Here is a 21157-nt window from a genome sequence, read left to right as displayed (position 1 = left end):
GATGGCTGAGAACAGGGAAGACTTCGAGGCAATCCGCCAGATCTACACAGTGCTGGTGCTGCATTTCGTCGATGATATGAAGCAGTCCGACATCGCACTCGCGATGAACCTGTCGCCCTCGAAGGTGAACCGACTCATCGCCCAGGGCCGCAAGCTGGGCATGGTGAAGATCGCCATCGAGAGCCCGTTCCAGCCGCTTGTTAACCTGGAGACGCGCCTCACCAAAGCCGGCGGCCTGTCAGCCAGTGTCGTGGCGCCGACGGTCCCCGGCAGTCCCGACACGACGCTGCAGCAGGTCGGGCGTGCGGCGGCCAACATGCTGCTGGAGACATTGCGCGACGGAGACGTCATCGCAATCACCGGCGGCAAGGCGGTGAGTGCGGTGGTCGAGAACCTGCTGCCCGAGCGCACCTTCGACGTGACCGTCGTGCCGCTGACCGGCGGCGTGCAGGGCAAATTCCACACCGATGTCAATCATCTCGCCTCACGACTTGCCGAGCGGCTTGGCGGCCGCACCCTGTTGATGCATGCGCCGCTCTTCGCCGAAAGCCGCGAGCAGCGCGACATGCTGATGGAAATGGCGTCCGTCAGGGAGGTTTTCGATCTTGCGCGCAAGGCCGCGGTCGCGCTGGTCGGCATCGGTTCGATCGTGACACCCGGATCCAGCTATTACGACCTCAATCCGCTTACCAACACCAGCCGCGAACTGCTGATCGAAAGCGGCGTGCGCGGCGAATTTCTGGCGCATTTGATCCGCGAGGACGGCACGGTCGCCGACCATCCGCTGAACTCGCGCCTGGTCGCGCTCGAGCCGTCCGACTTGTCCCCGTGCCCCCGCACGATCGGCGTCGCGGCCGGGTCCGAGAAGGTGCTGCCGATCCGAGCCGCGCTCAACGGGCGGTTCCTCGACGCGCTCGTCCTCGACGAGGAGACGGCCGGAGCCGTGCTCGAAACCATGGAGCCTTTGCAGAATGTCGCATGAAATGCTTGTCCGGGAAATCGGCTCGTCCGGCGTCGAGGCGTCCGCCATTGGGCTCGGCACCTGGGCCATTGGCGGCTGGATGTGGGGTGGCACCGACGAAGGCAAGTCGATTGCCGCGATCCATGCCTCGCTGGACGAGGGAATCAGCCTTGTCGACACGGCGCCGGCCTACGGCATGGGGCTTGCCGAGGAGATCGTCGGCAAGGCGATCCGCGGTCGGAGGGACAAGGTGGTGCTGGCCACCAAGTGCGGCCTCGTCTGGCACGCGCGCAAGGGCAACCACTTCTTCGACTACGACGGCAAACCGGTCCATCGCCATCTCGGGCGCGACTCGATCGTCCACGAGCTGGAGCAGAGCCTGAAGCGGCTCGGCACCGACCATATCGACCACTACATCACGCACTGGCAGGATCCGACCACGCCGATCGCGGAGACGATGGCGACGCTCGAGGGCCTGAAGCGGCAAGGCAAGATTCGCTCGGTTGGGGCGAGCAACCTGACGGTCGAGGAGCTCGATTCCTACGTGGCCGCCGGTCCGCTCGACGCCATCCAGGAAGAATATTCGATGATCCGGCGCGGTATAGAAGCCACGCTCTTGCCCGCCTGTGCGGCACATGGCGTGTCGACGCTCAGCTACTCGTCGCTGGCGCTTGGGCTGTTGTCCGGCGGCATCGGCCCGGACCGCGTGTTCGAGGGCGACGACCAGCGCAAGGACAATCCGCGCTTCTCGATCGCAAACCGGGAGAAGGTGGCGTGGCTGATGCGCGAGATCGGCCCGATCGCCGAGACCCACGGAGCGTCGCCGGGCCAGATCGTCATCGCCTGGACCCTGCAGCAGCCCGGCATCACGTTTTCGCTCTGCGGGGCGCGCAATCCGGACCAGGCTCGGGAAAACGCCAGGGCAGGGCGCATCCGCCTGTCACCCGCCGACATCCAAACGATCAGCGAGGCAGCCGCGCGCCATCTGACAGACCTCGACGCCTGACCGCACCCGAAACGACCAAGGACCAGCGCCGTACCCGCGACGGCGAACGACACGCCATGCCCGAACAGAGAGACGCAAACCTCGACTTGATCCGCCGCGACGGCGCATTCGACGTCATCGTCATCGGCGGCGGCATCAACGGCATCGGCGTCTATCGCGAACTGGCGTTGCAGGGCCTGCGGGTGCTCCTTATCGAACGCAACGACTTCTGCTCCGGCTGTAGCGCGGCGCCCTCGCGCATGATCCATGGCGGCCTGCGCTACCTCGAGAACGGCGAGTTCGATCTCGTCTGGGAATCGCTGCGCGAGCGCGACGCGCTGTTGCTCAATGCGCCCCACATGGTGCGCGCGCTGCCGACGACCATCCCGATCAACTCGGTCTTCTCGGGCCTGTTGAACGGGGCGGCGGGGTTTCTTGGCATGACGAGCCGCCCGGCAAGCAGGGGTGCTCTGCCGATCAAGATCGGGCTGATGCTCTACGACTGGACCACCCGCCACCGTCGCCTTCTGCCGAAGCACCGCTTCCGCGGCGCGCGCGCGACACTGAGGCACTGGCCGGCGCTGTCGCCGCGGCTGCGCTTCTCCGCCACCTATCACGATGCCTGGATCAGCTATCCCGAGCGGCTCGGACTGGAACTGGTGCTCGATACCAAGCGCCTCGCGCCCGGAAGCGTGGCGCTGAACCATGCCGAGATCTTGCAATCCGGCGAGGGCTTCGCCGTAATCGACGGTCCATCTGGCGCGGCTATGCAGGTCACCGCCAGCGCCGTGGTGAACGCGACCGGTGCCTGGCTGGACGAGGCGCTTGCAAGCCTGTCGGATCGAGGGGGGGGTACCGACCGCTTCATCTCCGGCACGAAGGGTTCGCACCTGATCCTCGACTGCCAGCCCCTATACCAGGCGCTGGGCGGTCACATGATCTTTTTCGAGAGAGAGGACGGACGCGTCTGCATCATCTTTCCCTATCTCGGCAAGGTGCTGGCCGGATCGACGGATATCCGGGTCGACAAGGCGGACCGCGTGTGTTGCGAGCCCGAGGAGCGAGATTATATCCTCGGCGCGGTGCGGGAGGTATTCCCTACGGTCTCGCTATCGTCCGACAATGTCGTCTACAGCTATAGCGGCATCCGTCCGCTGCCGAAGAGCGATCATGAGTTCACCGGACGCATCTCGCGCGGCCATGTGATACACCGTGTTGACGGCGCGGTCCCACAGTTCTGCATGGTTGGGGGCAAGTGGACGACATTCCGCGCCTTCGCCGAACAGGCTGCCGATGTCGTGCTGGAGGAACTCGGCCGCGTGCGCGCCCGCGGCACGATCGGTCTTGCGATCGGCGGTGGCGACGGGTTTCCAAAGGATCCGAGGGAGCTCGAAACAGCTCTCGTGGCGCGTCATGGCATAAGCGTCGAACGCGCTGCCTGGCTGGTCGACGCCTACGGCACGCGCGCGGACGGTCTGCTCGGCTTCTGTCTCGGACGGCCCGACGACGTGCCGCTCGACGGCACTTGCTGCGTGACGTCGGCGGAAATCGCCTTCCTGGCCCGGAACGAGCTTGTCGTCGGGCTAGAGGACATGCTGCTGCGCCGCACGCCGCTGGCGATCCGCGGCGACGTGTCGACCGCCCTCATCGGGAGCGTCGCCACGGCGATGGCGAAGGAACTAGGCTGGAGCGTCGAGCGGCAGGCCCGGGAGGTGGCGACGGTCATCCGCAATCTGGCGAAATACCATGGCGTCTCGCTGGAGATGCTCGAACGACGAACCCGCGACAGGAGCAACACATGCGTCTGAGTACCAAGGCCCGCATGAACCGGCTGTTCACGAATGGAGGCTGCCTGGACGTGGCGCTCGACCACGGGGTCTGCAACGAGCCCGGCTTCCTGGTCGGGCTGGAGGACATGGCAGGCGTGGTCGATACGTTGATTCGCGTGAAACCCGACGCGATCCAGATGACCTACGGGCAGGCCGATCTGCTGCAGGGCAGGCCGGAGAAGGACAAGCCTGCGCTGGTCATGCGCATCGACATGGGCAATCCATACAATGTGCAGCGCCACAAAGTGATGTGGTCGCTGCTGCAGAACCATGACGAGCCGATCGTCGGCGCGCTGGAGATGGACGCTGCCTGCGTGGTTGTCAACCTGTTCATGCTGCCCGACGAACCGGACCTGTTCCGCCAATGCGTCGAGAACATCAGCAAGGTCCGCGCAGCTTGCCATCGCTACGGCATGCCGCTCATGATCGAACCGCTGGTCATGCTGCCCAACGAGGTGCGTGGCGGCTACCAGGTCGACGGCAATGCTGAGAAGATCGTCACGCTGGTCCGACTCGCCTCGGAAATGGGTGCCGACATCATCAAGGCCGACCCGACCGACGATCCGGAGGAGTTCCATCGCGTCGTCGAGGCGGCGAGGGTGCCGGTGCTCGTGCGCGGCGGGGGCAAAGAGGATCTCAAGGCGGTGCTGGCGAAGTCAGCCGCCTTGATGCAGCAGGGCGCCAAGGGCATGGTCTACGGCCGCAACATCTACCAGCATTCCAACCCGAAGGCCGTGGTCAATGCCCTGATGGCCATGATCCATCAGGGTATCGGTGGCGAAGAAGCCTGGGACATCTACAATAATGGCTGACGGCGGCCCCTACCTGCTCGGTCTCGATGCCGGCAACACCGTCATCAAGGCGGTTCTGTTCGATGCACACGGCCGGCAATTAGCTGCCCACGGTATCGACGGTGCGACCCATAAACCGTCGGCGGGGATGGTGGAGCGCTCCGTCCCGGAGCTGTGGGAGAACGCAAAGGCTGCGATCTCCGGCTGCATTGGCGCGGCCGGCATCGACCCCGGCGCTATCGCCGCAATCGGCACGGCAGGACATGGCAACGGCCTCTACCTGCTCGACCGCGACGGTGCGGCTCTGATCGGCATACAATCGCTCGACACGCGGGCCGCCGCGCTTGCCGCAGAACTGGACATGGCGGCCGGCCCCGACATGCACGCAATCGCGTTGCAAAGGCCCTGGCCGTCGCAGACGCCTACTCTGCTCGCCTGGCTCAAGCGGCACCGGCCGGAGGTCTACGGACGCGCCGGAACGCTGCTCTTCGCCAAGGATATTCTGACGTGGCGCCTGACCGGTCACCGCGCCAGCGAGATCTCCGACATGTCCGGCGCCGGTCTGCTGCGGCTGCCGGAGGCCGAATATGATACCCGCCTCCTGGCTCTCTTCGGTCTGGAGGACGCCACGAGGCTTCTGCCGCCGTTGCTCCAGCCGTCCAGCATCGTTGGCGTCGTGACGCCCGAGGCAGCCGCGGCTACCGGGCTGGCTCAAGGCACGCCCGTGGTCGCCGGCTATTTCGACGTTGTTGCATCGGCGCTAGGTTCTGGCGCGGTCGGAGTGGGTGCGGCATCGGTCGTCGTCGGCAGCTGGTCGATCAATCAAGTATTCTCGGATGCACCCGTGCGCGACGATCGCGTGTTCATGGTCGCCGCCTACGGGCCCGGCCGCTTCGTCAACATGGAAAACAGCGCGACATCGGCCGCGAACCTCGAATGGTATGTGCGCGCCCTGGTCGAGCGCGGTGGTCGCCACGACGACCCGTTCGGCTTCGTCAACGACGCCGTCGGTGGCGTTGTCCCGGCCCATGACGATCCCTTGTTCCATCCGTTCCTCTACGGCGGACGGCTGGGCGCGCATCAGCGCGGCGGCTTTTTCGGGGTTGCCGGCTGGCACGGCGAGGGGCACCTGCTGCGCTCGATCTTCGAGGGTGTGATGTTCGAGCATCGCCGCCACGTCGGCGTGCTGGTCGAGGCCGGCGTGACGTTCTCGACCGCCACGCTCTCGGGCGGTGGCTCCCGCTCGGCGCACTGGGCGCAGATGTTCGCCGACGGTCTGGGCGTTCCGGTGACCGTGGCGGAGGTGCGGGAGACGGGCGCGCTCGGCGCGGCGATGGCGGCGGCGATCGGAGTGCGGCTCTATTCGAACGAGGCCGAGGCGGTGGCCGCCATGACGAGGCCGGCAGGTGCCTTCAGCCCCGATTTGGCGATGCGCGCGCATTATGACCGGCGTTACGCGATCTGGAGGCGGCTGACCGAAGCGGTCGACCCGCTGTGGCGGGACCTGGCATCGCCGGCGCCGGTTGCGTCATGATCGACGGACGCTACGACTACATCATCGTCGGCGCCGGCACGGCCGGCTGCGTGCTGGCCAACCGCCTGACGCAGAACCCCGCCACGCGCGTCCTGCTGCTCGAGGCCGGCGGCTCGGACAACTATCACTGGGTGCATATCCCGGTCGGCTATCTCTACTGCATCGGCAATCCGCGCACCGACTGGATGATGAAGACGGCGCCGGAGCCGGGTCTCAACGGACGCTCGCTGGTCTATCCGCGCGGCAAGGTGCTGGGCGGCTGCTCCTCGGTCAACGGCATGATTTACATGCGCGGCCAGGCCGCCGACTACGACGGCTGGCGCCAGATGGGGAATGTCGGCTGGGGCTGGGACGACGTGTTGCCCTATTTCCTGAGGTCCGAAGACCATCATGGCGGCAAGACCGATCTCCACGGCAGCGGCGGCGAGTGGAAAGTGGCAAAGCAGCGCCTGACTTGGGACATCCTGCGCGCGGTGCAGGAGGGCGCCAAGGAGTTCGGCGTCATGCCGCGCGCCGACTTCAACGACGGAAACAACGAGGGCTCCGGCTTCTTCGAGGTCAACCAGCAGCGCGGCTTCCGCTGGAACGCCGCCAAGGGCTTCCTGCGGCCGGCACTGAAGCGGCCCAACCTGCGCCTGATAACCAATGCGATGACGCAGAGCGTCGTATTCGAAGGCCGCCGCGTGACGGGAGTGCGCTTCCTCCGAGACGGGAGGCAATACGAGGCGCGCACCGATCGCGAGGTCCTGCTCGCCGCCGGCACGATCAACTCGCCGCGGTTGCTTGAACTCTCCGGCGTCGGTCGACCCGACGTGCTGTACGAGCTCGGCATCGACGTCGTCCATGCGAGCCAGGGCGTCGGCGAGAACCTACAGGACCATCTGCAGATCCGCACCGTCTACAAGGTTTCAGGCACCACAACGCTCAACACCATGGTCAACAGCCGCCTCGGCAAGGCGCGCATCGCGCTGCAGTATGCGCTGATGCAATCGGGGCCTATGTCGATGGCGCCGAGCCAGTTCGGCATGTTCACGAAGTCGGACTCCTCACGCGCGACACCCGACCTCGAATACCACGTGCAGCCGCTGTCGACGGACAGGCTGGGCGATCCGCTGCACCCGTTCCCGGCCATCACGGTCTCGGTCTGCAACCTGCGGCCGGAAAGCGTCGGCAGCGTGCATGCGGTTTCCACCGCGCCCGACCAGCAGCCGGAGATCAGGTTGAACTACCTCTCGGCGCCGAACGACCGGCATGTCGCGCTACTGGCCGTACACCAGGCGCGGCGGATCATGACGGCGAGGGCGCTCGCCCGCTACCGGCCGGAAGAAATCCTGCCCGGCCCAGCGCACCAGTCGGACGAGGGCCTGACGCACCAGATCGGCAACATCGCGACGACGATCTTCCACCCGGTCGGCACCTGCAAGATGGGACAGGACGACCGGGCGGTGGTCGGCAGCGACCTCAAGGTTCACGGGCTCGACGGGCTGCGTGTCGTCGATGCCTCGATCATGCCGACGATCGTCTCGGGCAACACGGCATCGCCCGTCGTGATGATCGCGGAGAAAGCCGCGGACATGATCCGCTGAGACAACCGGCGGACCGATCGGCGACCGGTCGAGTTTCAGTGGAAAGGGCGCTCAGGTTGCCCGAGGATTGGCTCGGCTGCTTGACCTTGGCATTGCGGAGCCGTGGCACGCGACCCGCGATCCGATCGTGGCCTTCGGATCGCTGCTTTCACTCATTACGGGATCGCTAGGCAAGATCGGCGCCGACGTGACGCTGATGACGCAGACTGAAGTTGCTTCGATCAAACTCTCCGGTGGCGGCGGCTCCTCGACCATGGCGCATAAGTTCAACCCGGTGAATGCCGAAGTGCTGGTCGCGCTGGCTCGCTATAACGCTGGCTTGGTCGGCACGCTGCACCAGTCGCTCGTCCATGAGAACGAGCGCTCCGGCGCCGCCTGGACCCTCGAATGGCTGACGCTGCCGGAAATCATAATCGTGACAGGCGCAAGTCTTAGGCTTGCGATACGCCTGGCAAGCCAAATCCACTTCCAGCCATAGTGAAAAGCAAATCGGCAGCGCAATAGTTTGGACGACGTTGGACAATCATGCGCATCGGTGTAGCCAAATGGCGCGCCATGGCCTCACTCGTGAAGGAATACCATGGCGAGCAACGTCCGGCTTGTTTATCCGCAGTGTGACAAGCGAAAGCAGTGAGCCTGCCTATGGCGACATCACGCCGTTACTTCCGGCCGGCTCGATCGCTTTGCTCTCCGTAGCTGTCAACCTGGTGTGGACTGGTTCCTTGATCTGGGGTTCAGGTCCTCCTGACCCCCGGCCTCGCGGTACCGGCGGCTGCTTTTGCTTTCAATGCCCGAACACCAATGGCGACGCCAGGCGATCCCGGCACCGCAGCATGCGCCTCGGTCACTCTGCAGTCAGAACTACCTTGACGCTTTGGGAGCGGTCGGCGGCGAGGCGGAAGGCCTCGGGCGCGGACGAAAGGACGCGTTCGGCGGTAACCAGCTTCAAGACGTCGACTTCTCCATCGACGATGAGAGCGACCGCCTGATTGAATTCGGCGTCGAAACGGAATGACCCCTTCAGGTCGATCTCCTTGGCCATGACGGCGTTGGCCGGTACAGGGATCTGGCCGCCCGGCAGATTGCCGACCTGGACGACGACGCCGCCGCGCCGGACGCTGGTGATCGCCGCGGTGAGGCCGGCCGCGGTGCCTGAAATTTCGAAAGCAATATCGAATGGTCTGTCGGCGGCAAGCGCCTTGAGTTCGGCATCTCCGCCGGAAAGATCGATCGTCTGATCTGCACCCAGCCGGGTGGCGAAGGCGAGCGGCGCCTCGGCTATGTCGGCGACAGTTATCCCGCCGCAACCTTTGAACCTGGCCGCGAGCATGGTGAGAAGTCCGATCGGCCCGGCGCCGAAGAGGATGACATTCCTGTCAGCGATCGCGCCGGCTCGCGCCACTGCGTGCAGGCTGACGGCGAGCGGCTCGGCGAGCGCCGCCGCTTGATATGCCACATGCTGCGGGACCTTGACGCATTGCGCCGGCATGGCGTCGAAGACGCTGGCGAACCCCCCTTGCATATGCGGCGTCCTGGAAGCCGAACCCATGAAGTAGATGTTCTCGCAGAGATTGGCGCGGCCTTCGGCGCATCGCGCACAGTGCCCGCACCACCGCGAGGGGTTGACCGCAACGCGGTCACCGATGGCAAGTCCGGACGCTGCTGCGTTGATCTCGACAATCTCTCCAGCAACCTCGTGACCGAGTACGAGCGGAGATGTGACGACGAAATCGCCGGTCCGCGCATGGCGAAAATAGTGCAGGTCGGAGCCGCATATGCCGCCAGCGCCGAAACGCACGCGCACCATGCCCGACGCAAGGGGTTCGAGCGGACGCTCCACCATGCGCAGGTCTTCGGGGCTGAACAACGTCGCGGCGATCACATTGCCGGTCATTTGATCAGTCCCATTTGTGTCGGCAGCCACAGCGTGATGGCCGGAATGAAGGTGATCAGGATCAGCGCGACCAGCAACGGCACGAGCCAGGGCAGGATCGCCATCGTCGTGCGCTCGACCGACAGCTTGGCGATCCGCGAGAGAACGAACAGCACCATGCCGAGCGGCGGATGCAGCAGGCCGATCATCAGGTTGAGCGTCATGATCAGGCCGAAGTGCACGGGGTCGATGCCGTACAGGACGACGATGGGCAACAGGATCGGCACGAGGATGGTGATCGCGGCGATGGTATCAAGAAAGCATCCCACCACCAGCATCAGAATGTTGATCAGAATCAGGAACACCCATTTGTTCTCTGTCAGCGAGGTGATGAATATCGAGAACATCTGCGCCGCTTGGCTGACGGTTAGCAGCCACGCGAAGATCGACGCCGCGGTGACGATGAACAGAACCGACGCCGTCGTCTCAATCGTGTCGAAGCTGGCCTTGGCCAGCGTTGCGAAAGTCATCGTGCGATAGCGCACGAGCCCCAGGAACAGCGACCAGATGACCGCGGCCATGGCCGCCTCGGTTGGCGTGAACCAACCCATTGTCATGCCGCCGATCAGGATGATGGGCGTCATCAAAGCCATCACGGCGGAGAAGTCGAAATACCAGTCGCAGGCGATCAGAACCGCGAGAGCGATGCCGACGGAGATGTTGAGCGACAACCCGGCGCTGACCAATATGTAGACCAGGACCGGAAAGCAGGCGACGACCAGGATCTCGAGAGACGCGGCGCCGAGTTTGCGCAGTTCGAACGGCGTGTCGGAGCCCCAGCCGCGGCGATAGGCGAAGACGGCGACCGTCACCATCATCAGCACCGTCATGACGACGCCGGGCAGGATGCCTGCCATGAACAGCGCACCGATGGAGACGTTGGCCATCATACCGTAGATGACAAAGGGCAGCGACGGCGGAAAGATCGGGCCGAGCGTCGAGGATGCCGCGGTGACGCCGACCGCTGCCTCGACCGGATAGCCGTGATCGCGCATGGCCTTGATCTCGATCGTGCCGATCCCGGCAGCATCTGCGAGGGCCGCGCCGGACATGCCAGCGAAAACCACCGATCCGATAATGTTTACCTGGGCGAGGCCGCCCTTCATCCAGCCGACAAGCGCCAGCGCGAACGAATAGATGCGCCCGGTGACGCCGGCGATGTTCATGAGATTGCCGGCAAAGATGAAGAAGGGCACGGCGAGCAGCGGAAAACTCTCGACGCCGGCGATCATGCGCTGCGCGGCGATGATGTCGGGCGCCACACCGTAGAAGACGAGGTAAAGCAGCGACGAGACGGCCATCGACACGGCGACGGGCACACCGATTAGCATCAGGACGAGAAAGGCACCGATCAAAAGCAGCATCGCCTACTCCCCCAACCTGTCGAATGCGGCGGGACGCTCGAGCACCGAGTAGCCGCGGCGAACATTGCCGACGAACACCTGGACCGCGCGAAGCATCATCAGCACGAAGCCGGCGAACACGGAGTAGAAGACGATGTTGCGCGGCAGGTTGATCGTGACCATCCGCTCGCGGTGGACGATCCCGACATAGCGCCACAGAAGCCAGGACATGTAGGCGAAAAAGCCGATGGTGATCAGGTTCACCGCAAGCGCCAGATAGCGCCCGACCCGCGCCGGCAGATAGTGGTAGAGCACATCGACCTGGATGTGGCGCGACATGCGGGTGCACATCACGGAACCCAGAAACACGACGACGACAAGGCAGTTGATCGCGATCTCTTCGGTCCAGGCATAACTGTTGTTGAGGACATAGCGGGTGAAGAACTGCAGGAAGACGCAGAACGACATGCCCCAGAACACGGCGAGCGTCGCCCAGTCCTCGACTGCGTAGCGAGAGAGGTCGACGGGCGCGGTCTCCTCCTCGAAGGCATGCGCCAGTTCTTCGGCTGTCACCGGGTTGTGAATCTCTTCATTCATCGGCATGGCTCCGGGTTGAACGACCTGCGCTGTCATTTTCCAAACCGGTCCGGACGCATATACGCCGGACCGGTTTGAAAGCGATTACTTGATGGCGCGGATCGCCTCCCAATCTGCCTTGCGGTAGCCGAACTCCTCGAATGTCACTTTTTCCATCACGTTCTTCTCGAAGTCGGCCCGATCGACTTCGGTCACGGTCAGGCCGCGGTCCTTGAAGGTCTGAACGAGGGCCTTCTCGCGATCCACGATGATCTTGGTGGCGCGCGCGGCGGCTTCCTGCATCACTTCGGTGAAGATCGCCTTGTCCGCGTCAGAGAGCTCGGCCCAGCGCGATTTCGACACGATCGTGTTGAGATGGTCGACGATATGACCGGTCAGGACGATGTGCTTCTGCACCTCGTAGAATTTCTTCGCGTCGATCGTCGTCAGCGGGTTTTCCTGTGCCTCGACCGTGCCCTGCTGCAGAGCCAGATAGACCTCGGCGAAGGCGATCGGCGCAGTGTTGGCACCGCAGGCGCGCGGCATTGCGAGGTAGGCCGGTACATCCGGCACCCGGATCTTCAGGCCCGCCATGTCCGCGCATTTCGCGATAGGCCGGTTCGAGGTGGTATGGCGCGTGCCGTAGTAGGTCGTTGCTGTGATGTGATGGCCGGATGCTTCCTCGTAGCCGCCGGTCAGTTCCTTGTATTTGTCGCTTTTTGCGTAAGCAAGCAGGTGGTCGGCGTCGCGGAAGGTGAACGGAAAATAGGTCACCCCGATCGGCGGGAATTCGCGCGCCGCGAAGCTTGATCCGGAAATGATGATGTCGACCGTGCCCAGGGTCAGACCCTGATTGATATCGGCTTCCTTGCCGAGTTGGGACGCCGGAAACACGTCGATCGTATAGCGGCCGTCGGTGCGCTTCTTAATTTCTTCTGCCGCCCACACGGCCTCCGTGTGGAAGGGCTCGGATGTTTCATACACATGCGCCCATTTCAACGCCGTTTGTGCCGAGGCCGAAGCCATGGGCAGAGCGATCGTGGCGATCGCGCAGAGCAGTGCGGTATACCTTGAAAACATCTTCATTCCTCCCTGTGATTGGACCGATGACGGCCGGATCTCCTCCCGGCCGGTTCTATTCCGCAACCTCCATGGTTGCGGGGCTCTCACCGAAATTGCGTGAGAATCGAAGTTGCGACCGACGCAGATGCTCCTGCATCGCCGCCTTTGCCCTTTCCGGATCGCGCGCCGCAATTGCGTCGCGCACCGCGCGATGCTCTGCCGCGGCGGCCCGCCATGAGTCCTTGTTCTCGAAATAGCTCGAGAGACGTTCGAAATAGGGGTTCATGCGCTGGTCGAACATCTCGCCGATAAAACGCACTAGCACCGCGTTGCCGAGGATGCCCGCCACCGTCGTATGGAATTCCCGGTCAAGCATGACGGTCGTCGTGGCGGGCAGGCTTATGTCGTCCATCCGGCGCAGCGCATCGTCCAGCAGATCGAGATCGGTCGGCCGAACCTGGAGAGCGGCTTCCGCGGCGATTGCACCTTCGATGAACTCCCGCGCCCGCAGCAGTTCGAACGGGCCTTCATCCGTTTCTGCGGCGAGTATTTCGGCGCGCGGCGGGGCAGTGACGTAGATGCCGGAGCCGACGCGAATGCGTATGCGGCCCTCAACCTCGAGCGCAATTAGCGCTTCACGGACCGTCGGACGCGAGATCCCCAACTGGTCGGCCAATTCCCGTTCCGTCGGCAGACGATCGCCAACGCCAAACTCGCCAGAGCCGATCAGCTGCCTCAGTTGATCGGCGACCTGTCGATAGAGCCGACGCGGCTCAACAGCCTGAATAGGCATCGCTCCCTGCTCCCGAAGTCGTTTTCTATCCAATTTGGTAAATTGGTCTGGCCAATTGACCTTTAGCGTGTGGGCAGCACGAGTCAAGAGCGATGTAAGGGTCTCATCGGTATCGCGGAGTCGCGAATCTGTGCTAAGCCGCCGCCCACCCCGGGCGAGCCCAGCGCACCCCTGCTGCCGCCGACCGACGGATATCTGATGGTAGATCCGGCTAAATTCCCCACCGCCTTCGCCGCTGACGTGGACCCCGCGATCACGACGTTCATGGCCACGGCGCAGATGCAGAATTATGGACCGAGTCTGATGCCGCCTGACTGAAATTGGTGGGAAGAATGACATGGAAAGGGAAACTCCTCATCGGAAGGCGAACGCTGGCGCAGTATTTGCGCGGTTGAGAACTGGTATCGGTGCCGAGGCCACTGTCGCCCGAACCTCGGCTGGGCGGGATTTGAAAATGTTAAGAAATGTTGCTGCAATCGAGCCTGTCGACGCCAACGCCCGATTGCGTGATGCTTGTGCTAACGGTGTCCCGCGCGACGCGGGCGGAAAACTCTGCCCGGCGACCCCAAAGAACGAAGACCGACAAGGACAGAAGCACAAGGTTGGACGGTAGCGATTCAGCAAGTTCCCCACGCCATGCATGCAAGGCAATCACAAGGACCTGGATCAACGACAATCCCAGCGCGGCGAGTGGCGTAAGATACCGCATGACGCCAGTCAACATTGGGACCATGATCCCTAAAACGCCGAGCAATTCCATCGCGCCGATGAAGCGTGTGAGCAGAGCGGGGGAGTCGATGACATAGCCAATTCCCATTGCCTGCAGCTCCTGGATGGATCGACTTACCTTAGCCTGAGCTGGGAGATTCTGGAGACCTTCGCGGAGGCGGCCATCGAGGCCGGTATTCCGCGGTCAACTGATTTCAATAGCGGCGACAATGAAGGTGTGGGGTATTTCGAGGTCAATCAGAAATCCGGCTGGCGATGGAACACGTCCAAGGCCTTTCTGCGTCCGGCACGCAACCGGGCCAATCTGGTCATCTGGACCGAGGCCCAGGTTGAAAGGCTGCTAATCGAGCCAGGACCGCAAGGGCAAAAGCGCTGCGGGCGTCGTCCCAGCCGTGGCAGCGTGCGTATCCGCTCGAAACACTGCGGCGAAGCTCCGGCGATCGCACTGAATTATCTGAGCACCGAGGAAGACCGTGAGATCGCCGCCGACAGCATCCGGCAGATCCGCACCATCGTATCACAGCAGGCACTTGCAAAGTACCAGCCCGTCGAATGGAAGCCGGGCATCGAGTTCCAGAGCGATGCGGAACTGGCGAAGCTCGCGGGTGATATTGCCAACACCATCTTCCACCCGGTCGGCACGACAAGAATGGGGCACGACGGCGACGGGATGGCCGTGGTTGACAGCCGGCTGCGCGTCAGGGGCATGCAGGGCCTGCGCGTCGTCGACGCCGGCATCATGCCAAGCATAACCAGCGGAAACACCAACGCACCAACCCTGATGATCGCCGAAAAGGCGGCACGCATGATCCTTCGGGAGGCACAAGGGCGCGCGTGACAACGACTTCCGGCACATCCCAACCAATCGACGAAGCCCAAACAGATGATTCAATGGGTGGTGGGGTGATCCAATGCGGGCTCGATAATTCGTGTTGCAATTGAGCTATTACGCTACCTTCTCATTTTCCCATTCGAAATTAGCGCTGTGACCGCCGGTCAGATTAGAGCGAGGCCGACGACCATTTTGACTAAATGCTTTTTAAGCAACTGTTGCCTGTCGGCGCTGAAGAGCCTGTCGCCGAAGATGTGGGAGAAGGTTGCCCGGTTGGACACGTTGAAGAAACTCAGGGCACTGATATGCCAGTGCAACTCCAGCGGTTCAACATCGTCCCGGAACAGGCCTGCCTCCCGCCCGCGGCGGCAGATTGCCTCCAGCTTCTGGATCGCGCCGGCATTAAGCGAGCGGATCAGGTCGGATTTCTCCAGATACGCCCCGTGATGGATATTCTCGATCATGACGATGCGAATGAAATCGGGATTGCGGTTATGATGGTCGAAGGTGAACTCGGCCAGGTGTCTCAGGGCATCGACGGGCGGTAGGTGATCGAGTTCCAGTTCCTGTTCCCCGGCCCGCACCTCCCGGTAGGCTTCCTCCAGGACGCGACCGTACAGACCCTCCTTGTCGCCAAAATAGTAATAGATCATGCGCTTTGACGTATTCGTCTTCGCCGCGATCTCGTCGATGCGCGCTCCCGAGAGGCCGTTGGCAGCGAATTCCGCCATTGCCACCGCGAGGATATTCTTCCGAACTCCCGCCGGATCCTGCTTCCAGCCGTTTCTGCCGCTCGTCTTGTCGTCCATGAATGACCTTGCCCTCACCGCGCGAACGTTACACCGAGCGCTGACATAATGAAATTAACCGGTTCGTACAAAGCCGTTGACGAAATTAACTAAACAGTACAAAGTGCTTCGCGATGGCACGAGGAGCATGCGAAAGCGTGGTTGCCATTCCGGAGGTCCGATTGGCACCAGCAGCCGCCAGCGCGGTAGTGACGGAGAGGGAGGCGGTCGCCACTCCCCGACCGATTCTGGTCGGGCTGCTTGGTCGCGGCATTCAACAGTCCCGCACACCGGCCATGCATGAGGCTGAGGGCCGTGCGAACGGCATCGCCTATATCTATCGCCTGCTCGATACCGATCGAATGGGCGCTACGCCTCCGCCGCTTTCAGAGGTCGTCGACTTTGCCGAGTACTTCGGCTTTGACGGCTTCAACGTCACTTTCCCATACAAGCAGGAAATCATTCCGCTTCTCGATGAGCTGTCCAATGCGGCGCAGGCTATCGGCTCGGTGAACACGGTCGTCCTGCGGCACGGACGGCGCGTCGGCCACAACACCGACATGTGGGGTTTCAAGGAAAGCTTCCGCCTCGGCATGGCGCTCGCTCCACGTGACCGCGTGGTGATGCTCGGCGCTGGTGGCGCGGGCGCGGCGGTCGGCTACGCTCTGCTTGAGAGCGGCGTCGGCAGGCTGATGATCGGTGATATCGATACGGCTCGCGCGACCACGCTTGCCGACCGGTTGTCGTCGCGGTTCGGCGCAGACAAGGTCGACGCCGTAACCGACATCGTCGTGGCGTCGCAAGCGGCCGACGGGATCGTCAACGCAAGCCCCGTAGGCATGGACAAGCTTCCCGGCATGCCCATCGATTCCGCTCTGCTGAGGCGCGGCTGCTGGGTGGCCGACATCATTTACTTTCCACTCGAAACCCAGCTGCTTGCCGCGGCGCGCAGGCTGGGCTGCCGCACGCTCGGCGGCGAGGGTATGGCCTTGTTCCAGGCCGTTCGCGCTTTCGAACTCTTCACCGGCATCGCGCCGGACGCGGATCGGATGAAGGCGGTGTTCTCTGCCTTCGACGGCGTGCTCGCCGACTAGCAGCCGGATTCAAGCGGAGTTTCTTCGTATCGTAAAGGGAGGAAGGACTAAAATGAACTTTACAACAACACGTCGCCGGTTCCTGGTTGGGGCTGGAATTCTCGCCGCCGGCTCCTTTCCGGCCTTCGCTCAGGACAAGCCGAAACTGCGCTTTTCGGCCGTTTTCTCGGAGCAGGACATCCGCGCCGAGATGATGAAGATGTTCGCCGATGCCATCAAGGACGACTTCGCCTTTGAAGGCTACTATGGCGGTAACCTCTTCAAGCAGGGCACCGAACTCGTTGCGCTGCAGCGCGGCAACCTCGAAATGGGCAACATCGCGCCGCAGGACATATCCAAGCAGATTCCGGCTTGGTCCATTGTCACCGCCGGCTACCTTTTCCGCGACGCGGCGCACCTCAAGGCGTTTTTCGCAAGCGAGGCCGGTGCCGAGCTGAAGAAAATGACGGAAGACCAACTCGGGGTGAAGGTACTGGGTCCGACCTATTTCGGCGTCCGGCAGGTTGGCTTGAAGCCCGACAAGGAGATCAAGACGCCCGCCGACATGGCGGGAATAAAACTGCGCATGCCAGGTGGCGACGCCTGGCAGTTCCTCGGCACCGCGCTTGGCGCCAACCCGACGCCGATGGCCTATGCCGAGGTCTACACCGGCCTGCAGACCGGCGCTATCGACGGCCAGGACAACCCGCTGCCCAATGTCGAGAACATGAAGTTCTATGAGGTCATGACGCAGATCGTCATGACCTCGCATCTTGTCGGCTTCGATCTCCTGACCGTGTCCAAGAAGGTTTGGGACGAGATGAGTGCGGAGAAACAGGCCAAGTTCCAGGCCGCCGCCGACGCCGCCATCGAGATGAGCACGCAAAAGCATCTCGCGCACGAAAAGGAGCTCGTGGAGGTCTTCAAGGCCAAGGGCCTCAAAATCTACGAGCCGGACGTGGCGGCGTTCCGCAAGCATGTGCAGGAGCAGTATCTGGCGTCGGATCTCGCCAAGGACTGGCCTGCCGGCATGGTCGACAAGATCAACGCACTTTGAGCGCTTGGGATAGTTCCGGCCTGGTTCATGACCGACCGGACTGATCTAGGAATGGCGGCGCCGGCCATCGTCGAGACAGGATGAGGACCCGTGGACACACGATTGAAATACGCCGGCCGCTGGCTCTACCGGCGCGCGGAAAACCTGCTGGCGCTGATGCTGCTGGCGATGTTTGCAGCTTTTATCCTGCAAATCGTCTTCCGCTATCTCCTCAACCTGTCGATCGGCTGGACCAACGAGATCAGCGTCGTCCTGTGGATATGGATCGTGCTGTTCGGCGCGGCCTTTGTGGTGCGCGAAGAGGAGGAGATCCGCTTCGACCTGATCTACGCGGCGGTCGGACCGAACGCGCGGCGTGTCATGTTCCTGATCTCGGCGGCTGCGCTGATCACCCTCTACCTCGTTTCGTTCCGGGCGACCCTCGACTACGTCACCTTCATGAAGGTCGAGAAGACGGCCTATCTCAAGATCCGCTTCGACTGGTTGTTTTCGATCTACATCGTCTTCGTCATCGCCGTGATCGCGCGCTATCTCTGGCTGTCCTGGCAGGCGATGTTCGGGCGGGCGCCGAAGGAGTTCGATCCGACCAAGGCTGGGTCGGGCGTATGAACCTCGCAAGTCCCTTTTCGCTCTGCGTCATCGCCATGACCGCGCTGGCCTTCCTTGGCCTGCCGATCGGCCATTCGATGATCGCCGGGTCCATCCTCTATCTGGCGCTGGCCGGCCTCGACATGGGGACAGCCGCCGAGCAATTCCTCAACGGCATGTATTCCAACTACATCATCCTCGCCGTGCCGCTGTTCATCCTGGCCGCCGAGTTGATGAATATCGGGTCGATGACCGACCGGCTGATGGCGTTCTGCAATGCCATCGTCGGTCGCTTCCGGGGTGGTCTCGCCTACGTCAACATCGTCCAGTCCATCATCTTCGCCGGCATGTCCGGCTCGGCCATCGCGGACGCCGCCGGCACCGGCAAGATGATGCAGCAGATGATGACCAAGGACGGCAAGTATCCGGCGAGCTATGCCGCGGCGCTGACAGCCGTAACGGCCGTGATCGGCCCGATCATTCCGCCGTCGATTCCTATGGTGATCTACGCCTTGGTGTCTGACGCCTCGATCGGCTATCTGTTCCTCGGCGGGGTCATCCCTGGCCTGCTGATGGCGCTGTCGCAGATGATCATCGTCTGGTTCGACGCCAGGCGGAAGGGTTTCCCCGTCGAAGAGCCGACCCCGCTGCGCGAGCTGCCGCTGATCACCTGGCGGGCCTTCCCCTCGCTGATGATGCCAGTGGTGCTGCTGGGCGGCATCTACAGCGGCGTCACAACACCGACCGAAGCGGCAGCCGTGGCGGCGGCCTACGCGTTGACCATCTCCGTGGTGCTCTACCGCAGCGTCAGCTTCGCCGATTTCTACCGATCGATACTGGCCAGCGCGCGCACCACCGCCTCGATCGGCATGCTGATCGCTGGTGCGCTGGTGTTCAACTACGTGGTGACGGTCGAGAACATTCCGAAATCCCTGACAGTGATCTTGCAGGCGTGGGACCTTTCCTCCATCGGCTTCCTAGTCCTCGTCAACGTCATCCTGCTGATTCTCGGCTGCGTGCTCGAGGGCACGACGATCCTGCTGGTCGTGGTTCCGGTGCTGATCCCGACGGCGCACGCGCTCGGCATCGACATGGTGCATTTCGGCGTGATGGTGGTCGTCAACATCATGCTCGGCCTGGTTACCCCGCCGTACGGGCTGCTGCTCTTCATCATGACACGCATCGCCGAAGTGCCACTGCGCGACTTGGTGCGCGACGTGCTGCCGTTCCTGTGGGCGATGATCGGCTCGCTGGTGCTGATCACATTCTTTCCGGGGCTGGTGCTGTGGCTGCCGCGGCTGTTCGGATACCAGGGGTGACCGCCGTGAAACCCATCTTCATCCTCAACGGCCCCAATTTGAACCGGTTGGGAAAGCGCGAGCCGGAAATCTACGGCACGACCACGCTCGCCGAGATCGAGGCGATGTGCCGGGAGGCGGCTGGCCAGCGACCGATCCGCTTCCACCAGTCGAATGCGGAGCACCAGCTTGTCGACTGGATCCATGAAGCGATCGACGAGGGCGTCGGCATCGTCATCAACCCGGCCGGGCTGAGTTTCAGATCGATCCCGATCCTCGATGCGCTGAAGATGTTTTCCGGGCCGATCATCGAGCTTCATATCTCAAACATTCACAGGCGCGAGGAGATCTACCACCATTCGCTGGTGTCGAAGGTCGCGACCGCCGTCTTGGCCGGGCTTGGACCCAGGGGATATCGCGTCGCCGTGCAGTCGCTGATGGAGATGACGACGGCGTGAGCGGCGCGCCGGCACACTCAGCGTTGCCGGAGCGCCGTCGGTACTCACGATCTCAAACGAAACAGGGGAAGGAAAAAGCCACATGTGTCCTCCAGGGTGCCTTCATTCGATCTGCGAAAACGCGACGCGACGCGGCCTGCTCAAGGCGGGATTCACCCTCGGCCTCGGCGCCGCCGCCGCGGCAACGCTACCGACGGTTCAGCCGGCACGCGCCGCGCAAGCAGGTTTCACGGACACGGTCGATCTTTCCCATGCCCTCTACGAAGGATTTCCGACCTTCAGCGGTGACAAATGGTTCACCGTCGAGCAACTCGTCACCTTCGCCAAGGACAAGGTGAACCTCAATCGCTGGACGATCGTCGAGCACAGCGGCACGCATATGGACGCGCCGATCCATTTCTCCGCCGACGGCTTGACGGCCGACCTGATCCCGATCTCGGATCTCATCGTTCCGGTCGCTGTCATCAACATCGCCGCCCGCGCCGCCGACAATGTCGACACGTCGCTGACGCCAGATGACGTCAAGGCGTGGGAATCGAAAAACGGGCCGCTGCCGGAGGGATGCTGCGTGGTCATGAATTCCGGCTGGCACAGACTGGTCGGCGATCCGAAATTCACCGGCAATGACGACCAGAAGAAGAATCACACACCCGGCCTCCACATCGAAACCGCACAGATGCTGATCAAAGAGCGCAAGGTGAAGGGCATCGGTGTCGACACACTGTCGCTCGACACCGGGATGAATTCGGGCGGAGCGTTCCCGGTTCACTATGAATGGTTGGGAAGCGGCCGCTGGGGCGTGGAATGCCTGGCGAATCTCGACGCGATTCCGGAATCCGGAGCGCGTCTCTTCCTCGGCATCCCCAAGGTAAAGGGCGCCACGGGCGGTCCTACCCGGGTAATCGCGCTCCTATGACGCCGCAAGATCGCGTCGAGTCTGT

The 21157-nt window shown here is 62.9% G+C and carries 19 protein-coding genes and 2 pseudogenes; 14 read left to right on the top strand and 7 right to left on the bottom strand.

Going from position 1 to position 21157, the window contains the following annotated elements; all coding sequences use genetic code 11:
* Nucleotide 1 precedes the first annotated feature (1 nt).
* The 7 genes from OHD62_RS31690 to OHD62_RS31660 all read left to right on the top strand — a co-directional run bounded on the left by OHD62_RS31690 (nucleotide 2) and on the right by OHD62_RS31660 (nucleotide 8164).
* The gene (locus OHD62_RS31690; RefSeq protein WP_263791132.1) at nucleotides 2–982 is read left to right on the top strand and encodes a sugar-binding transcriptional regulator; all 981 of its coding nucleotides are present in this window, start codon (nucleotides 2–4) and stop codon (nucleotides 980–982) included.
* On the top strand, nucleotides 972–1967 hold the full coding sequence (locus tag OHD62_RS31685; RefSeq protein ID WP_263791129.1) for an aldo/keto reductase: 996 nt from the start codon (nucleotides 972–974) through the stop codon (nucleotides 1965–1967). The genes OHD62_RS31690 and OHD62_RS31685 overlap by 11 nt, the downstream gene beginning before the upstream one ends.
* 56 nt (nucleotides 1968–2023) lie before the next feature.
* Entirely contained in the window at nucleotides 2024–3754 is a 1731-nt protein-coding gene (locus tag OHD62_RS31680) for a glycerol-3-phosphate dehydrogenase/oxidase (protein ID WP_263791127.1), read from the top strand.
* Nucleotides 3745–4587 (top strand): class I fructose-bisphosphate aldolase, encoded by an 843-nt coding sequence (locus OHD62_RS31675; protein WP_263791126.1) that lies wholly within the window; start codon nucleotides 3745–3747, stop codon nucleotides 4585–4587. Before OHD62_RS31680 ends, OHD62_RS31675 begins: the two co-directional genes overlap by 10 nt.
* The gene (locus tag OHD62_RS31670) at nucleotides 4580–6100 is read left to right on the top strand and encodes an FGGY-family carbohydrate kinase (RefSeq protein ID WP_263791124.1); all 1521 of its coding nucleotides are present in this window, start codon (nucleotides 4580–4582) and stop codon (nucleotides 6098–6100) included. The genes OHD62_RS31675 and OHD62_RS31670 overlap by 8 nt, the downstream gene beginning before the upstream one ends.
* Nucleotides 6097–7686, top strand: coding sequence for a GMC family oxidoreductase (locus tag OHD62_RS31665; RefSeq protein ID WP_263791123.1), 1590 nt, complete (start codon nucleotides 6097–6099; stop codon nucleotides 7684–7686). Before OHD62_RS31670 ends, OHD62_RS31665 begins: the two co-directional genes overlap by 4 nt.
* A 67-nt stretch (nucleotides 7687–7753) precedes the next feature.
* Nucleotides 7754–8164: a lyase family protein gene (locus OHD62_RS31660; RefSeq protein ID WP_318528660.1), complete on the top strand. Its 411-nt coding sequence runs from the start codon at nucleotides 7754–7756 to the stop codon at nucleotides 8162–8164.
* A 366-nt stretch (nucleotides 8165–8530) separates the two neighbouring features.
* Here OHD62_RS31660 and OHD62_RS31655 read toward each other — a convergent pair whose 3' ends face one another.
* The 6 genes and pseudogenes from OHD62_RS31655 to OHD62_RS31630 all read right to left on the bottom strand — a co-directional run.
* Nucleotides 8531–9580, bottom strand: a complete 1050-nt coding sequence (locus tag OHD62_RS31655; protein WP_263791122.1) for an L-idonate 5-dehydrogenase — start codon at nucleotides 9578–9580, stop codon at nucleotides 8531–8533.
* Nucleotides 9577–10983: a TRAP transporter large permease gene (locus tag OHD62_RS31650; RefSeq protein ID WP_263791119.1), complete on the bottom strand. Its 1407-nt coding sequence runs from the start codon at nucleotides 10981–10983 to the stop codon at nucleotides 9577–9579. Before OHD62_RS31650 ends, OHD62_RS31655 begins: the two co-directional genes overlap by 4 nt.
* A gap of 3 nt (nucleotides 10984–10986) precedes the next feature.
* Nucleotides 10987–11559, bottom strand: coding sequence for a TRAP transporter small permease (locus OHD62_RS31645; RefSeq protein ID WP_263791118.1), 573 nt, complete (start codon nucleotides 11557–11559; stop codon nucleotides 10987–10989).
* Between the two features lie 84 nt (nucleotides 11560–11643).
* Nucleotides 11644–12618 (bottom strand): sialic acid TRAP transporter substrate-binding protein SiaP, encoded by a 975-nt coding sequence (locus tag OHD62_RS31640; protein ID WP_263791116.1) that lies wholly within the window; start codon nucleotides 12616–12618, stop codon nucleotides 11644–11646.
* Nucleotides 12619–12673: 55 nt separating this feature from the next.
* Complete coding sequence (locus OHD62_RS31635) at nucleotides 12674–13393, bottom strand: FadR/GntR family transcriptional regulator (RefSeq protein WP_263791114.1); 720 nt, start codon at nucleotides 13391–13393, stop codon at nucleotides 12674–12676.
* Between the two features lie 457 nt (nucleotides 13394–13850).
* A pseudogene (locus OHD62_RS31630) lies at nucleotides 13851–14231 on the bottom strand (DoxX family protein); the annotation flags it as partial.
* Between the two features lie 15 nt (nucleotides 14232–14246).
* Between OHD62_RS31630 and OHD62_RS31625 the strand changes: the two are divergent.
* Nucleotides 14247–14960: pseudogene (locus OHD62_RS31625) on the top strand (GMC family oxidoreductase); the annotation flags it as partial.
* A gap of 158 nt (nucleotides 14961–15118) precedes the next feature.
* Here OHD62_RS31625 and OHD62_RS31620 read toward each other — a convergent pair.
* On the bottom strand, nucleotides 15119–15763 hold the full coding sequence (locus tag OHD62_RS31620; RefSeq protein WP_263791112.1) for a TetR/AcrR family transcriptional regulator: 645 nt from the start codon (nucleotides 15761–15763) through the stop codon (nucleotides 15119–15121).
* 161 nt (nucleotides 15764–15924) lie between these two features.
* On the opposite strand from OHD62_RS31620, the gene OHD62_RS31615 reads away from it, so the two are divergent.
* The 6 genes from OHD62_RS31615 (at nucleotide 15925) to OHD62_RS31590 (ending at nucleotide 21132) form a co-directional block, all read left to right on the top strand.
* Entirely contained in the window at nucleotides 15925–16836 is a 912-nt protein-coding gene (locus OHD62_RS31615; protein WP_263791110.1) for a shikimate dehydrogenase, read from the top strand.
* 52 nt (nucleotides 16837–16888) lie between these two features.
* On the top strand, nucleotides 16889–17872 hold the full coding sequence (gene dctP / locus OHD62_RS31610; RefSeq protein WP_263791109.1) for a TRAP transporter substrate-binding protein DctP: 984 nt from the start codon (nucleotides 16889–16891) through the stop codon (nucleotides 17870–17872).
* Between the two features lie 90 nt (nucleotides 17873–17962).
* On the top strand, nucleotides 17963–18481 hold the full coding sequence (locus OHD62_RS31605; protein WP_263791108.1) for a TRAP transporter small permease: 519 nt from the start codon (nucleotides 17963–17965) through the stop codon (nucleotides 18479–18481).
* Entirely contained in the window at nucleotides 18478–19779 is a 1302-nt protein-coding gene (locus OHD62_RS31600; protein WP_263791106.1) for a TRAP transporter large permease, read from the top strand. The genes OHD62_RS31605 and OHD62_RS31600 overlap by 4 nt, the downstream gene beginning before the upstream one ends.
* A gap of 5 nt (nucleotides 19780–19784) precedes the next feature.
* Complete coding sequence (locus OHD62_RS31595) at nucleotides 19785–20216, top strand: type II 3-dehydroquinate dehydratase (protein ID WP_263791152.1); 432 nt, start codon at nucleotides 19785–19787, stop codon at nucleotides 20214–20216.
* An 82-nt stretch (nucleotides 20217–20298) separates the two neighbouring features.
* Complete coding sequence (locus tag OHD62_RS31590; protein WP_263791105.1) at nucleotides 20299–21132, top strand: cyclase family protein; 834 nt, start codon at nucleotides 20299–20301, stop codon at nucleotides 21130–21132.
* The last annotated feature ends 25 nt before the right edge of the window (nucleotides 21133–21157 follow it).

The sequence above is a fragment of the Mesorhizobium sp. YC-39 genome (genome assembly GCF_025753795.1).
Classification (GTDB): Bacteria; Pseudomonadota; Alphaproteobacteria; order Rhizobiales; family Rhizobiaceae; genus Mesorhizobium.
Note: the sequence above shows the minus strand (reverse complement) of the source record. Positions and strands in the feature narration are given on the sequence as shown.

Bases quoted from the DNA above. Each gene is read 5' to 3' on its own strand.
- OHD62_RS31690 (WP_263791132.1), top strand. From the start codon at position 2: ATGGCTGAGAACAGGGAAGACTTCGAGGCAATCCGCCAGATCTACACA.
- OHD62_RS31685 (WP_263791129.1), top strand. From the start codon at position 972: ATGTCGCATGAAATGCTTGTCCGGGAAATCGGCTCGTCCGGCGTCGAG.
- OHD62_RS31680 (WP_263791127.1), top strand. From the start codon at position 2,024: ATGCCCGAACAGAGAGACGCAAACCTCGACTTGATCCGCCGCGACGGC.
- OHD62_RS31675 (WP_263791126.1), top strand. From the start codon at position 3,745: ATGCGTCTGAGTACCAAGGCCCGCATGAACCGGCTGTTCACGAATGGA.
- OHD62_RS31670 (WP_263791124.1), top strand. From the start codon at position 4,580: ATGGCTGACGGCGGCCCCTACCTGCTCGGTCTCGATGCCGGCAACACC.
- OHD62_RS31665 (WP_263791123.1), top strand. From the start codon at position 6,097: ATGATCGACGGACGCTACGACTACATCATCGTCGGCGCCGGCACGGCC.
- OHD62_RS31655 (WP_263791122.1), bottom strand. From the start codon at position 9,580: ATGACCGGCAATGTGATCGCCGCGACGTTGTTCAGCCCCGAAGACCTG.
- OHD62_RS31650 (WP_263791119.1), bottom strand. From the start codon at position 10,983: ATGCTGCTTTTGATCGGTGCCTTTCTCGTCCTGATGCTAATCGGTGTG.
- OHD62_RS31645 (WP_263791118.1), bottom strand. From the start codon at position 11,559: ATGAATGAAGAGATTCACAACCCGGTGACAGCCGAAGAACTGGCGCAT.
- OHD62_RS31640 (WP_263791116.1), bottom strand. From the start codon at position 12,618: ATGTTTTCAAGGTATACCGCACTGCTCTGCGCGATCGCCACGATCGCT.
- OHD62_RS31635 (WP_263791114.1), bottom strand. From the start codon at position 13,393: ATGCCTATTCAGGCTGTTGAGCCGCGTCGGCTCTATCGACAGGTCGCC.
- OHD62_RS31620 (WP_263791112.1), bottom strand. From the start codon at position 15,763: ATGGACGACAAGACGAGCGGCAGAAACGGCTGGAAGCAGGATCCGGCG.
- dctP (WP_263791109.1), top strand. From the start codon at position 16,889: ATGAACTTTACAACAACACGTCGCCGGTTCCTGGTTGGGGCTGGAATT.
- OHD62_RS31600 (WP_263791106.1), top strand. From the start codon at position 18,478: ATGAACCTCGCAAGTCCCTTTTCGCTCTGCGTCATCGCCATGACCGCG.
- OHD62_RS31590 (WP_263791105.1), top strand. From the start codon at position 20,299: ATGTGTCCTCCAGGGTGCCTTCATTCGATCTGCGAAAACGCGACGCGA.